This window comes from Mycolicibacter arupensis (assembly GCF_002086515.1).
Lineage (GTDB): Bacteria > Actinomycetota > Actinomycetes > Mycobacteriales > Mycobacteriaceae > Mycobacterium > Mycobacterium arupense.
In genome coordinates this window covers 1-13,448 of record NZ_MVHH01000029.1, presented here as the reverse complement: position 1 = coordinate 13,448, position 13,448 = coordinate 1, and the positions used below count along the sequence as shown (strand labels likewise).

Genomic DNA, 13,448 nt, shown 5'->3' with positions numbered 1-13,448 from the left:
CAGAGCGAAGCGATGAGAAGGAGTCGGACAATCGAACTCCGGGACGCCATCGACTCCGCCGCGGCGCTGTTCGCCGACGCCGGGATCGACTCCGCCCGCTACGACGCCGAAGAGCTGGCCGCTCATGCCGCCGGCACCGAACGCGGCCGGCTTGCCCTGCTGGACCCACCCGGAGACGAGTTCTTTCAGCGATACCGGGACCTGGTCGCCGCGCGCAGCTCGCGAATACCGCTGCAGCACCTGATCGGCACCGCGGCCTTCGGTCCCGTGCTGCTTGAGGTGGGGCCGGGCGTCTTCACCCCGCGGCCGGAGACGGAGGCCCTGCTGGAGTGGGCAGTCAACCATGGCGCGGCTCAAAAACTCGGCTCTGATGCGGTGATCGTCGACGCCTGCACCGGCTCCGGCGCGCTGGCGATCGCACTGTCCCGGAGTTTCCCCGGGGCCCGGGTGCTGGCCGTCGAGGACTCCGAAGAGGCGCTGGGGTATGCGCGACGCAACTGTGCGGGCACGGCAGTGGAATTGATCCAGGCCGACGTCACCGCTGCCGGTGTGCTGTCGGAGTGGGACGGGAAGGTGGACCTGATGGTCAGCAACCCGCCCTACATTCCCGAGGGTGCCGAGCTTGATCCTGAAGTGGCCCTGCATGATCCGCAGCGTGCACTGTTCGGCGGCGTGGACGGGATGTCGGTGATCACGCCGCTGGCCGCCCTTGCCGGGCGGCTGCTGCGCCCGGGCGCTCTGTTCGTCGTCGAGCACGACGACACCACGTCAGAGGTCACCGTTCGCACCGTTTGCGGCACAGGGCTTTTCGATGAAGCAGTGTCCCGGCCCGACCTGACTGGGCGGCTCCGGTTCGTGACAGCGATCAGGAACGGTCAACCATGACAGAGGTTTTCGACTGCGCAGATGCCGGGCAGCGTGCAGCTGGGATCGCTGCGGCGATCGACGCCGTCCGCGGCGGTCGCCTGGTGGTGCTGCCCACCGACACCGTGTACGGCATCGGCGCGGACGCCTTCAATGCCGCCGGCGTCACTGCGTTGCTGGCGGCCAAGCGGCGCGGTCGCGACATGCCGGTCGGCGTTCTGGTCGGATCGTGGAACTCCATCGACGGACTGGCGCTCATCGTTCCTGACCCGGCACGCGAGCTGATCCGGGCATTCTGGCCCGGTGCCATCAGTCTCATCGTCACGCAGGCGCCGTCGCTGCAGTGGGATCTGGGTGAAGCCCGTGGCACCGTTATGGTGCGGATGCCGCTGCACCCGGTGGCCCTCGAGGTCCTCAAGGCGGTGGGCCCCATGGCGGTGTCCAGTGCCAACGTCTCCGGCAGCCCGCCCGCGGTCGAGGCCGGCGAGGCGCAACAGCAGCTGGGGGAGTCCGTCGCCGTCTACCTCGACGCAGGCCCAGCCGAGCAGGGGGAGGCCTCGACGATCGTCGATCTGACCGGTCCCGCACCCAGAATCGTCCGAACCGGACCGGTATCCGCCGAACAGATCGGGGCGGTGTTGGGCATGGACCCGGATGTGCTGGCAGGGGCGCCGTGACCAGCTTGCTGGCGCTGGCCGACCGCGGTGCCGGTGTGCCGTTGCGTGAGTTGGCGCTGGTCGGGCTCACTGCCGCGATCATCACCTACTTCACCACCGGCCCGGTCCGCTGGATGGCCACCCGGATCGGGGCGGTGGCCTACCCGCGTGAGCGCGACGTACACGTGCAGCCGACCCCGCGAATGGGCGGGCTGGCCATGTACGTCGGCATCGTCGCCGGGATCTTCCTGGCCTCACAGCTACCGGCCCTGACGCGCGGCTTCGTGTACTCGACCGGCATGCCCGCTGTGGTGTTGGCCGGTGGCGTGATCATGGGGATCGGCCTGCTCGATGACAAGTGGGGACTGGACGCGCTGACCAAGTTCGCCGGCCAGATCACCGCGGCCAGCGTGCTGGTCACCATGGGTGTGGCGTGGAGCGTGCTTTACATTCCGATCGGCGGCGTCGGAACCGTGGTGCTGGATCAGGTGTCGTCGATCCTGCTGACGCTGGCGCTGACGGTCTCGATCGTCAACGCGATGAACTTCGTCGACGGTCTGGATGGGCTCGCCGCGGGGTTGGGGCTGATCACTGCGCTGGCGATCTGCATGTTCTCCGTGGGTGTGTTGCAGGACCACGGCGGCGACGTGCTGTTCTACCCGCCCGCCTTGATCTCGGTGGTGCTGGCCGGGGCTTGTCTGGGATTCCTGCCGCACAATTTCAGCCCCGCGAAGATCTTCATGGGCGACTCCGGTTCGATGCTGATCGGCCTGATGCTGGCCGCGGCGTCCACCACCGCGGCCGGCCCCATCTCCCAGACCGCCTACGGCGCCCGCGACGTCTTCGCGTTGTTGTCGCCGTTCCTGCTGGTGGCGGCCGTGATGTGCGTGCCGGCGCTGGACGTTTTGCTGGCGATCATCCGGCGCACGCGTGCCGGACTGAGTCCCTTCAGCCCGGACAAGATGCACCTGCACCACCGATTGCTGCAGATCGGCCACTCCGACCGCCGGGTGGTGCTGCTGATCTATTTGTGGACGGCGATCGTGGCGTTCGGTGCGGCCGGAACCATATTCTTCGACCCGCGCTACACCGGCGCGGTGATGCTGGGTGCGATGCTCATCGCGATTGTCGTTACGCTCATCCCGTTGCTACGCCGGGACGGCGACCCGGAAGACGGCCCCTACGACGCGCGGTAGTAGCACCGTCTAGGATGGTGTTGTAGGTGGTTCCACAGTGCGTTCGGGCATCCGATACGCTCGGCGGGCGACTTCACGATGACGACAGTGACGCAGAGCAGACTCAGATTGGGGTGAGGCGGTGACGACACCAGCGCAGGATGCGCCGTTGGTGTTGCCGTCGGTGGTATTCCAGCCGGTTCGGCTGCTGCTGATCTGTGCAGTGTTGACCGGTGCCGCGATCGCCGCCGCCGCCCAGTTCGGCCGCCCGATGTTCGGAGTGTTCTTCGGGCTGGGTCTGGCGCTCGGGTTGGGCAATGCGCTGCTGATCCGCCGGTCGGCGCTGAAGATCACCGCCTCGGACCACCCGCTGAAGAAGAAGATGGCGCTGAATTCGGCGTCCCGTCTGCTGGTCATCAGCGTGATCGGTCTGGCGATTGCTTACCAGTTCCGACCGGAGGGCCTCGGGGTCCTGTTCGGACTGGCCCTGTTCGAGGTGGTTCTGGTGCTCAGCACCATGCTGCCAGTGGTAAAGAAGCTCCGCGCGCAAGCGTCAGAGTCCGGCGCTGAAGGGACGGAAAATGACTGAGTCGATCCTGGCCGAGGGTGGCATCGAGGTCGGCCACCACGAGACCGCGGTATGGCCGCTGGTCGGTGAGGTCAACATCGACACCATCACCTCCACCGCGATCGCGGCGGTGATCGTGATCGCCTTGGCGCTGTTCCTGCGCGCCAAGGTCACCTCGACCGGCGTCCCCAGCGGGGTGCAGCTGTTCTTCGAAGCGATCACCATTCAGATGCGCAACCAGATCGAAGGCGCCATCGGGATGAAGATCGCCCCGTTCGTGCTGCCGCTGGCGGTCACGATCTTTGTGTTCATCCTGGTCTGCAACTGGCTGTCGGTGCTGCCGGTGCAATACGGCGACGAGCACGGCGTCCATGAACTGCTGTCCTCTGCCGCGGCCGACATCAACTTCGTGCTGGCGCTGGCCATGTTCGTGTTCGTCGGCTATCACCTGGCCGGCTTCTGGCGCCGCGGCTTCATCGGCCACCCGGTGCGGGTCCTCAAGGGCCACGTCGCCGTCTTGGCGCCGATCAACCTGGTCGAGGAGATCGCCAAGCCGGTCTCGCTGTCCCTGCGTCTGTTCGGCAACATCTTCGCCGGCGGCATCCTGGTCAGCCTGATCGCGTTGCTGGGACCGGTCTTCATGGTGGCCCCCAACGCGATCTGGAAGACCTTCGACCTGTTCGTCGGACTCATCCAGGCATTCATCTTCGCGCTGCTGACCATCCTGTACTTCAGTCAGGCCATGGAGCTCGAAGAAGACCACCACTAGAACCACCTGTACGACCACATCAGACCTGGTAGAGCACTACCAGCTAGCAAGGAGGAATGAAATGGCAGATCCCAATCTGATCGGACTTGGTGCCCTCATCGGCGGCGGTCTCATCATGGGCGGTGGCGCCATCGGCGCCGGTATCGGTGACGGTATCGCCGGTAACGCTCTGATCGCCGGTATCGCTCGTCAGCCCGAGGCTCAGGGTCGCCTGTTCACCCCGTTCTTCATCACCGTTGGTCTGGTCGAGGCGGCCTACTTCATCAACCTGGCCTTCATGGCGTTGTTCGTCTTCGCCACCCCGATCGCTGCGCAGCAGTAACGCAACACGATGGGTGACATGAGCGTTGTTGTCCTCGCCCTGAGCGAGGCAGCTGAGGAAGGCCCGAAGAAGAGCTTCCTCATTCCCGACGGCACCTTCTTCGTCGTACTCGCGATCTTCGTGATCGTTCTCGGCGTGATCAGTACCTTCGTGGTGCCGCCGATCATGAAGGTGCTGCGGGAGCGCGAGAACATGATCACCAAGACACTCGCCAACAACAGGGAGTCCGCCGAGCAGTTCGCGGCCGCCGACGCCGACTACGAGAAGCAGATGGCGGCGGCGCGCCTTGCGGCGTCCACGGCACGAGACGAAGCTCGGGCCGAGGGTCGCAAGGCGATCGACGAACAGCGGTCGGCGGCAGAGGCGGAGGTGGCCTCGACATTGCAGGCCGCCAACGACCAACTCAAGCAGGAAGGCGATGCGGTGAGTGAGCAGCTGCAGGCCCGGGTGGAGACGTTGTCAGCCACCTTGGCCAGCCGGATCCTCGGCGTTGACGTCGAGGCACTCTCCGCGGCGAGCACGGGGCGGTAGCAACAGAGATGTCGATATTCATCGGGCAGCTGGTCGGCTTTGCCATCATCGTGTGGCTGGTGGTCAAGTTCGTGGTGCCGCCGGTTCGCAAATTGATGGCCGACCAGCAGGAGTCGGTGCGCAAGGAGCTGGAGGAGGCGGCAGCAGCCGCCGCTCGCCTGACTGAAGCCAGTCAGGCGCACTCCACCGCGCTGGCAAACGCTGCCGCTGAGGCGCAGCAGGTCACCGCGGAGGCCAGCTCGGATGCCGAGCGCATTGCCGAGCAGTTGCGTGCGCAGGCCGCGGTCGAGGCGGAACGGGTCAAGACCACCGGCGGACAGCAGGTCGGTCTGATGCGGGCCCAGGTCGTCCGCGAGCTGCGGTCGGGCCTCGGTGCTGAGTCGGTGGAGCGGGCGGCCGAGCTGGTTCGCGCCCACGTGGCCGACCCGCAACGGCAGTCGGCCACGGTGGACCGATTCCTGGACGAGCTTGAGGCCATGGCGCCCAAGTCCGTCGAGGTCGAATCCCCGATCCTGGTCCGGATGCGCTCGGCCAGCCGTCAGGCGCTGGCCGGCCTGCTGGACAAGTTCGGTGAGGTGGCCGGTGGGCTGGACCAGCAGGGCCTGGCCGCGCTGGCCGGTGACCTGACTGCGGTTGCCGAACTGCTGGGCCGCGAGAGTGTGGTCACGCGCCACCTGACCGAGCCGACCGAGGACGCCTCACCGAAGGTGCGCCTGGTGCAGCGGCTGTTTGCCGACAAGATCGGTGCTCCGGCCCTGGCGCTGGTGACCGAGGCGGCTTCGGCCCGGTGGTCCAATGGCGCCGACGTGGTGACCGCAGTCGAGCACGTGGCTCGGCAGGCGCTGCTGCTGTCGGCCGAGGGCGCGGGCACTGTGGACGAGGTGGAGGACCAGCTGTTCCGGTTCTCGCGCCTGCTGGACGCCCAGCCGCGCCTGGACATCCTGCTCGGCGACACTGTTACCCCCGCCGAACGCCGGGTCGGTCTGCTGCGCAATGTCGTGGGCGGTGCCGGCGGCGCCAACGCGATCACGGCAGCCCTGCTGGAGCAGACGGTACGACTGCTGCGCGGTCAGTCCGCGCACCAAGCGATCACCGAGCTCGCGCAGATCGCCGTGGCCCGCCGCGGTGAGCTGGTGGCGCAGGTCGGTGCTGCCGCGGAACTCAGTGAAGCCCAGCGCACCCGGCTGAACACCGTGTTGAGCCGGATCTACAGCCACCCGGTTCGGGTGCAGGTCGGCCTCGACCCGGCACTGCTGGGCGGGTTGACGATCTCGGTCGGCGACGAGGTGATCGACGGCACGCTGTCGTCGCGTCTCGCGGCCGCCAAGACGCAATTGCCCGACTGATCAAGACCAACCCGGACCTACCCGGTCTCAGAGCCCAATAACCACTCGAAGGCAGGAAGACGAAAAGCCATGGCAGAGTTGACAATCTCCTCTGACGACATTCAGGGGGCGATCGAGGAGTACGTGAGCTCCTTCAGCGCCGAAACCGCGCGCGAGGAGGTCGGCACCGTCATCGACGCCGGCGACGGCATCGCACACGTCGAGGGTCTGCCTTCGGTGATGACCCAGGAACTTCTCGAGTTCCCCGGTGGCGTGCTGGGTGTGGCCCTGAACCTCGACGAGCACAACGTCGGTGCGGTCATCCTGGGTAACTTCGAGAACATCGAGCAGGGCCAGCAGGTCAAGCGCACCGGCGAGGTGCTCTCGGTGCCGGTCGGCGACGGCTTCCTGGGCCGCGTGGTGAACCCGCTGGGCCAGCCCATCGACGCACGCGGCGAGATCGAGGCCGAGACCCGCCGTCCGCTGGAGATGCAGGCGCCCTCGGTGGTTCAGCGCCAGAGCGTCAGTGAGCCGCTGCAGACCGGTATCAAGGCCGTCGACGCCATGACCCCGATCGGCCGCGGCCAGCGCCAGCTGATCATCGGCGACCGCAAGACCGGTAAGACCGCCCTGTGCGTGGACACCATCCTCAACCAGCGCAAGAACTGGGAGACCGGCGACCCGAACCAGCAGGTTCGCTGCGTGTACGTCGCGATCGGCCAGAAGGGCACCACCATCGCCAGCGTGCGCCGCGCCCTGGAAGAGGGCGGCGCCATGGACTACACCACCATCGTCGCCGCGCCGGCATCGGACTCCGCCGGCTTCAAGTGGTTGGCCCCCTACACCGGCTCGGCCATCGCCCAGCACTGGATGTACGCGGGCAAGCACGTGCTGATCGTGTTCGACGACCTGACCAAGCAGGCCGAGGCCTACCGCGCCATCTCGCTGCTGCTGCGCCGCCCGCCGGGCCGCGAGGCATACCCGGGTGACGTCTTCTACCTGCACTCGCGCCTGCTGGAGCGTTGCGCGAAGCTCTCCGACGAGCTGGGTGGCGGTTCGCTGACCGGTCTGCCGATCATCGAGACCAAGGCCAACGACATCTCGGCTTACATCCCCACCAACGTCATCTCGATCACTGACGGCCAGTGCTTCCTGGAGAGCGACCTGTTCAACCAGGGTGTTCGGCCGGCCATCAACGTCGGTGTGTCGGTGTCTCGTGTCGGTGGCGCCGCCCAGATCAAGGCCATGAAGGAAGTGGCCGGTTCGCTGCGTCTGGACCTGTCGCAGTACCGCGAGCTGGAGGCCTTCGCCGCCTTCGCCTCGGACCTGGACGCCACGTCGAAGGCTCAGCTTGAGCGTGGAGCGCGCCTGGTGGAGCTGCTCAAGCAGCCGCAGTACGCACCGTTGCCCGTCGAGGAGCAGGTGGTCTCGATCTTCCTCGGTACCGAAGGACACCTGGACTCGGTCCCGGTCGAGGACGTGGGCCGCTTCGAGACCGAGCTCCTGGACCACATCCGGGCTTCGGCGAACGACATCCTGACCGGCATCCGCGAGTCCAAGAAGCTCTCCGATGAGGCCAACGAGCAGCTGGTCGGAGTGATCAACCAGTTCAAGAAGGGCTTCGCCGCCACTGACGGCAGCTCGGTGGTGCCCGAGTCGCACGTCGAGGCGCTGGACGAGGACAAGCTCGGCAAGGAATCGGTGCAGGTCCACAAGCCCGCGCCGGCGAAGAAGAAGTAACGCCGCTATGGCAGCCACACTTCGCGAACTACGCGGGCGCATCCGCTCTGCCGGGTCGATCAAGAAGATCACCAAGGCCCAGGAGCTGATCGCCACCTCGCGTATCGGCCGGGCGCAGGCCCGCCTCGAAACGGCACGGCCGTACGCCGCCGAGATCACCCGGTTGCTGACCACCCTGGCCGCCGAGGCGGCCTTGGACCACCCGTTGCTGGTTGAGCGCAGCGAACCCAGGCGGGCGGGTGTGCTGGTCGTCTCGTCCGACCGTGGTCTGTGTGGCGGCTACAACGCCAACGTCTTCCGCCGGGCAGAGGAGCTGTTCGCTCTGCTGCGTTCGGAGGGCAAGGAGCCGGTGCTCTACGTCGTGGGCCGCAAGGCGCTGGCCTACTACTCCTTCCGGAACTGGGAGGTCACCGACTCCTGGACCGGTTTCTCCGAGCAGCCGACGTACGAGAACGCTGCCACGATCGCCTCGACCCTGGTTGAGGCGTTCCTGGCCGGCGTCGACGACGACGGCACTCACCCCGGCGCGGACGGGGTGCTGGGGGTCGACGAGTTGCACATCGTGTCCACCGATTTCCGGTCGATGCTGTCGCAGTCGGCGGAGGCACGCCGGATCGCCCCGATGCTGGTGGAGTATGTGGGCGAGGAGACCGGCCCGAAGACGCTCTACTCCTTCGAGCCGGATGCCACCACCCTGTTCGACTCGCTGTTGCCGCGGTATCTGACCACCCGCGTGTATGCCGCGCTGCTCGACTCGGCGGCCTCGGAGCTGGCCTCGCGCCAGCGCGCGATGAAGTCGGCGACCGACAACGCCGACGACTTGATCAAGGCGTTGACCCTCGAGGCCAACCGCGAGCGCCAGGCTCAGATCACCCAGGAAATCAGCGAAATCGTCGGCGGTGCGAATGCCCTCGCCGACGCGTCTCGGTAAGCCCCCCGGTAAGTACTAGGAAGCGAAGAAGATAATGACTGTTACCGCTGACAAGACAACCGCCGGCCGCGTGGTGCGCGTAACCGGCCCCGTCGTCGACGTCGAGTTCCCCCGGGGCGCGGTGCCCGAGCTGTTCAACGCTCTGCACGCGGAGATCTCCTTCTCGGAGCTGGCCAAGACGCTGACCCTCGAGGTCGCCCAGCACCTGGGTGACAACCTGGTTCGCACCATCTCGATGCAGCCCACCGACGGCCTGGTGCGTGGCACCGAGGTCACCGACACCGGTGCGGCGATCTCGGTGCCGGTGGGTCACGAGGTCAAGGGCCACGTGTTCAACGCCCTGGGCAACTGCCTGGACAAGCCAGGCTACGGCGAAGACTTCGAGCACTGGGGCATCCACCGCAAGCCCCCGGCCTTCAACGAGCTCGAGCCGCGCACCGAGATGCTCGAGACCGGTCTGAAGGTCGTCGACCTGCTCACCCCGTACGTGCGTGGCGGCAAGATCGCCCTGTTCGGTGGTGCCGGCGTGGGTAAGACCGTGCTCATCCAGGAGATGATCAACCGTATTGCCCGCAACTTCGGTGGTACCTCGGTGTTCGCCGGCGTCGGCGAGCGCACTCGTGAGGGCAACGACCTGTGGGTCGAGCTTGAGGACGCCAACGTCCTCAAGGACACCGCCCTGGTGTTCGGCCAGATGGACGAGCCGCCGGGCACGCGTATGCGGGTCGCCCTGTCGGCGCTGACCATGGCCGAGTGGTTCCGCGACGAGGCAGGCCAGGACGTGCTGCTGTTCATCGACAACATCTTCCGTTTCACCCAGGCCGGTTCCGAGGTCTCGACACTGCTGGGCCGTATGCCGTCGGCCGTCGGTTACCAGCCCACGCTGGCCGACGAGATGGGCGAGCTGCAGGAGCGGATCACCTCGACCCGCGGTCGCTCCATCACCTCGATGCAGGCCGTGTACGTGCCCGCTGACGACTACACCGACCCGGCGCCGGCAACCACGTTCGCGCACTTGGACGCCACCACCGAGCTTTCGCGTGCGGTGTTCTCCAAGGGCATCTTCCCGGCGGTGGACCCGCTGGCCTCCAGCTCGACCATTCTGGACCCGGCCATCGTCGGCGACGAGCACTACCGCGTCGCCCAAGAGGTCATCCGGGTCCTGCAGCGTTACAAGGACCTGCAGGACATCATCGCCATCCTCGGTATCGACGAGCTGTCCGAAGAGGACAAGCAGCTGGTCGGCCGGGCGCGGCGTATCGAGCGTTTCCTGAGCCAGAACATGATGGCGGCCGAGCAGTTCACCGGACAGCCCGGTTCCACGGTTCCGCTGAAGGAGACCATCGAGGCCTTCGACCGGCTGACCAAGGGCGACTTTGACCACCTGCCCGAGCAGGCGTTCTTCCTGATCGGTGGTCTCGACGACCTGGCGAAGAAGGCTGAGAGCCTGGGCGCCAAGCTGTGACCAAGAATCCAGTGACGGCGAAAGGCGGTGGGTAATGGCAGAGCTTGACGTTGACATCGTCGCGGTCGACCGCAAGGTGTGGTCGGGCAAGGCCACATTCATCTTCACTCGGACCACCGTCGGTGAGATCGGCATCCTACCGGGCCACATCCCGGTGGTTGCCGAGCTCGTTGACGACGCCATGGTCCGGGTGGACCGCGTCGAGGAGGGCGAGCTGCGGCTGGCCGTTCATGGCGGCTTCCTGTCGGTGACCGACGAGGGTGTCAGCATCCTGGCCGAGGCGGTCGACTTCGCCGCGGAGATCGACGAGGCGACCGCACGGCACGAGGCCCAGTCCAGCGACCCGAAGACGAGCGCACAGGGACGGGCCCGGCTGCGTGCCCTGGGTGTGATCGACTAATAGGCGTGAACCGATGAGCACGCCCATGATCTGCATGGTCGTGCTCGTCGTCGTTCTCCTCAGCGCCGTAGTGGCGCTCAGCTACCGCTTGTGGAAGCTGCGGCAAGGAGGCACGGCGGCGATCATGCGCGACCTGCCGGCGGTCGGTGGACACGGCTGGCGCCATGGTGTCGTCCGCTATCGAGGCGGAGAGGCCGCCTTCTATCGTCTCTCCAGCGTCCGGCTGTGGCCGGACCGCAGACTGAGTCGACGAGGTGTCGAGGTGGTATCGCGCCGCGCACCCCGCGGGGATGAGTTCGACATCATGACCGACGAGATCGTGGTTCTGGAGCTCTGCGACGTCACTCAGGACCGGCGAGCGGGCTTCGAGATAGCCATGGACCGCGGCGCACGGACCGCGTTCCTGTCGTGGCTGGAGGCGCGTCCGTCGCCGCGGACCCGACGTCAGAGTTATTGATCGGTCCGAAACTGTTGGCCTGGACTAGCTTTGGGGACGGTCAGTGCGATCGCCACCGGGCATCCAGAGCACATCGCCTTCGGTGTTCGCCACTCGGCACAGCACAAACATCAAGTCCGACAACCGATTCAGGTACTTGGCCGGGACGATCGAGACCCCATCGGGGTAGGCCTCGAGCGCGGCCCAGGCCGAACGCTCGGCCCGACGCACCGCGGTGCGGGCGACATGCAGCAGTGCCGACAGGGCAGAGCCGCCCGGCAGGATGAACGAGTCGAGCGCGGGCAACTGCGCGTTGTATTCGTCACACAGTGCTTCCACCCGGGTGACGTATTCCGCGGTGATCCGCAGAGGCGGGTACTCGGGGTTCTCGGCAACCGGCGTAGCCAGGTCCGCGCCCGTGTCGAACAGGTCGTTCTGGATCTGCAGCAGGGTGGCGCGCACGGAATCAGCGGGCTTGCCGAGCGCCACCGCGACGCCGATGGCCGCGTTGGCTTCCTCGACGTCGGCGTAGGCCACCAGCCGGGCATCGGTCTTGGGCACGCGGGAGAAGTCGCTGAGGCCGGTCGTTCCGTCGTCGCCGGTACGGGTGTAGACGCGAGTGATGTGTACGGACATAGGTCCTAGATTAGCTCCGAGCGAGGCCCGGGGGAGGCCGGAGTTCACCGGAGTCGCGATTGGTCGGGATCACCCCCCTGTCGTCACTACACTGACCCGAGTGGGAGAGCGTTTTGTTGTGACCGGGGGCAGCCGGTTGTCCGGTGAGGTCGCCGTCGGTGGGGCGAAGAACAGCGTCCTGAAGCTGATGGCCGCGGCCTTGTTGGCCGAGGGGACCAGCACGATCACCAATTGCCCGGACATCCTCGACGTTCCCCTCATGGCCGAGGTGTTGCGCGGTTTGGGCGCCAACGTCGAGCTCGACGGCACCACGGTGCGCATCACCTCGCCGGATGAGCCCAAGTACGACGCGGATTTCGCCGCGGTGCGGCAGTTCCGGGCCTCGGTGTGTGTGCTCGGGCCGCTGGTGGGCCGCTGCCTGCGGGCGAAGGTCGCGCTGCCGGGCGGCGATGCGATCGGCTCGCGACCCCTGGATATGCACCAGGCCGGCCTGCGCCAGTTGGGTGCCACCTGCAACATCGAGCACGGGTGTGTGGTGGCACATGCCGACAAGCTGCGGGGCGCGGAGATCCAGCTGGAGTTTCCCTCGGTCGGAGCCACCGAGAACATCTTGATGGCCGCGGTCTTGGCCGAAGGCGTCACCACAATCCACAACGCGGCACGTGAGCCCGACGTCGCGGACCTGTGCACGATGCTCAATCAGATGGGGGCGCAGGTCGAGGGTGCGGGCACTCCGACCCTGAAGATCACGGGTGTACCGCGCCTGCATCCCACCGAACACGAAGTGATCGGCGATCGGATCGTCGCCGCTACGTGGGCGATCGCCGCGGTGATGACCCGCGGCGACATCTCAGTCACTGGTGTGGACCCGTCGCACCTGCAGCTTGTCCTGCACAAGCTGCACGACGCCGGGGCCACCGTGACACAGTCCGATAACGGTTTCCGAGTCGTCCAGTACGAGCGGCCCAAGGCCGTCAACGTCGCGACCCTGCCGTTTCCAGGATTTCCGACCGATCTGCAGCCGATGGCGATCGGCCTCGCGGCCGTCGCCGACGGCACCTCGATGATCACCGAGAACGTCTTCGAAGCCAGGTTCCGGTTCGTCGAAGAGATGATCCGGCTGGGGGCCGATGCTCGAACCGACGGCCACCACGCGGTGATTCGTGGTTTGCCGCAGCTGTCGAGTGCACCGGTGTGGGCCTCCGATATCCGTGCCGGCGCCGGGCTGGTCCTTGCGGGCCTGGTCGCAGACGGAGAGACCGAGGTCCACGACGTTTTCCACATCGATCGCGGGTACCCGTTGTTCGTTGAGTATCTAGGCGATTTGGGTGCTGAGATAGAACGTGTAATATAGGTCGAGCAGGCGGGCCGCAGAGCGGAACAGCCAGCAGCCTGGAACTCCTTCTGGAAGCCCCGAAAAACTCGGAGTTGACTTCAAGTCAGCCAAAGAGTATAGTAGCGGGGCTGCCTGAAGCCAGGTAGCAAGACTGGAACTCCTTCTGGAAGCCCCGAAAAACTCGGAGTTGACTCAGCGTCAACTCAAGAGTATAGTGGCGGGGTTGCCTGAAGCCAGGCAGGCGTGTTGTTTGAGAACTCAATAGTGTGTTTGGTGAAATTTTTTGTTGTTGTT

The 13,448-nt window shown here is 66.3% G+C and carries 15 protein-coding genes; 14 read left to right on the top strand and 1 reads right to left on the bottom strand.

Annotation, left to right across the window (positions count from 1 at the left end; translation table 11 throughout):
- The first annotated feature begins 12 nt into the window (after window positions 1-12).
- The 13 genes from prmC to BST15_RS13770 all read left to right on the top strand — a co-directional run bounded on the left by prmC (window position 13) and on the right by BST15_RS13770 (window position 11,203).
- Window positions 13-885 (top strand): peptide chain release factor N(5)-glutamine methyltransferase, encoded by an 873-nt coding sequence (gene prmC, locus BST15_RS13830; protein ID WP_046188842.1) that lies wholly within the window; start codon window positions 13-15, stop codon window positions 883-885.
- Entirely contained in the window at window positions 882-1,541 is a 660-nt protein-coding gene (locus BST15_RS13825) for an L-threonylcarbamoyladenylate synthase (protein WP_046188812.1), read from the top strand. Before prmC ends, BST15_RS13825 begins: the two co-directional genes overlap by 4 nt.
- Window positions 1,538-2,716 (top strand): glycosyltransferase family 4 protein, encoded by a 1,179-nt coding sequence (locus tag BST15_RS13820; RefSeq protein WP_046686394.1) that lies wholly within the window; start codon window positions 1,538-1,540, stop codon window positions 2,714-2,716. Before BST15_RS13825 ends, BST15_RS13820 begins: the two co-directional genes overlap by 4 nt.
- 121 nt (window positions 2,717-2,837) lie before the next feature.
- Window positions 2,838-3,284: an ATP synthase subunit I gene (locus tag BST15_RS13815; RefSeq protein WP_046188811.1), complete on the top strand. Its 447-nt coding sequence runs from the start codon at window positions 2,838-2,840 to the stop codon at window positions 3,282-3,284.
- The gene (gene atpB, locus BST15_RS13810) at window positions 3,277-4,032 is read left to right on the top strand and encodes a F0F1 ATP synthase subunit A (RefSeq protein ID WP_046188810.1); all 756 of its coding nucleotides are present in this window, start codon (window positions 3,277-3,279) and stop codon (window positions 4,030-4,032) included. The genes BST15_RS13815 and atpB overlap by 8 nt, the downstream gene beginning before the upstream one ends.
- A gap of 61 nt (window positions 4,033-4,093) precedes the next feature.
- Window positions 4,094-4,354 (top strand): F0F1 ATP synthase subunit C, encoded by a 261-nt coding sequence (locus BST15_RS13805; protein WP_019735417.1) that lies wholly within the window; start codon window positions 4,094-4,096, stop codon window positions 4,352-4,354.
- Between the two features lie 9 nt (window positions 4,355-4,363).
- Window positions 4,364-4,885, top strand: a complete 522-nt coding sequence (locus tag BST15_RS13800) for a F0F1 ATP synthase subunit B (protein ID WP_046188809.1) — start codon at window positions 4,364-4,366, stop codon at window positions 4,883-4,885.
- Between the two features lie 8 nt (window positions 4,886-4,893).
- Complete coding sequence (locus BST15_RS13795) at window positions 4,894-6,231, top strand: F0F1 ATP synthase subunit B/delta (RefSeq protein ID WP_046188808.1); 1,338 nt, start codon at window positions 4,894-4,896, stop codon at window positions 6,229-6,231.
- A 69-nt stretch (window positions 6,232-6,300) separates the two neighbouring features.
- Window positions 6,301-7,950: a F0F1 ATP synthase subunit alpha gene (gene atpA / locus BST15_RS13790; RefSeq protein ID WP_046188807.1), complete on the top strand. Its 1,650-nt coding sequence runs from the start codon at window positions 6,301-6,303 to the stop codon at window positions 7,948-7,950.
- Window positions 7,951-7,957: 7 nt separating this feature from the next.
- Window positions 7,958-8,881 carry a F0F1 ATP synthase subunit gamma gene (locus BST15_RS13785; RefSeq protein ID WP_046188806.1) on the top strand — a complete coding sequence of 308 codons (924 nt, stop codon included), beginning with the start codon at window positions 7,958-7,960 and terminating at the stop codon, window positions 8,879-8,881.
- A 34-nt stretch (window positions 8,882-8,915) separates the two neighbouring features.
- Window positions 8,916-10,346, top strand: coding sequence for a F0F1 ATP synthase subunit beta (atpD, locus tag BST15_RS13780; RefSeq protein WP_046188805.1), 1,431 nt, complete (start codon window positions 8,916-8,918; stop codon window positions 10,344-10,346).
- Window positions 10,347-10,380: 34 nt separating this feature from the next.
- Complete coding sequence (locus BST15_RS13775; RefSeq protein ID WP_046188804.1) at window positions 10,381-10,746, top strand: F0F1 ATP synthase subunit epsilon; 366 nt, start codon at window positions 10,381-10,383, stop codon at window positions 10,744-10,746.
- A gap of 13 nt (window positions 10,747-10,759) precedes the next feature.
- Entirely contained in the window at window positions 10,760-11,203 is a 444-nt protein-coding gene (locus BST15_RS13770) for a DUF2550 domain-containing protein (protein WP_046188803.1), read from the top strand.
- A gap of 24 nt (window positions 11,204-11,227) precedes the next feature.
- Here the strand turns inward: BST15_RS13770 and BST15_RS13765 are convergent, their stop codons facing one another.
- Window positions 11,228-11,818: a cob(I)yrinic acid a,c-diamide adenosyltransferase gene (locus BST15_RS13765; protein WP_046188802.1), complete on the bottom strand. Its 591-nt coding sequence runs from the start codon at window positions 11,816-11,818 to the stop codon at window positions 11,228-11,230.
- A 100-nt stretch (window positions 11,819-11,918) separates the two neighbouring features.
- On the opposite strand from BST15_RS13765, the gene murA reads away from it, so the two are divergent.
- Window positions 11,919-13,172 (top strand): UDP-N-acetylglucosamine 1-carboxyvinyltransferase, encoded by a 1,254-nt coding sequence (murA, locus tag BST15_RS13760; protein WP_046188801.1) that lies wholly within the window; start codon window positions 11,919-11,921, stop codon window positions 13,170-13,172.
- Window positions 13,173-13,448: the final 276 nt, after the last annotated feature.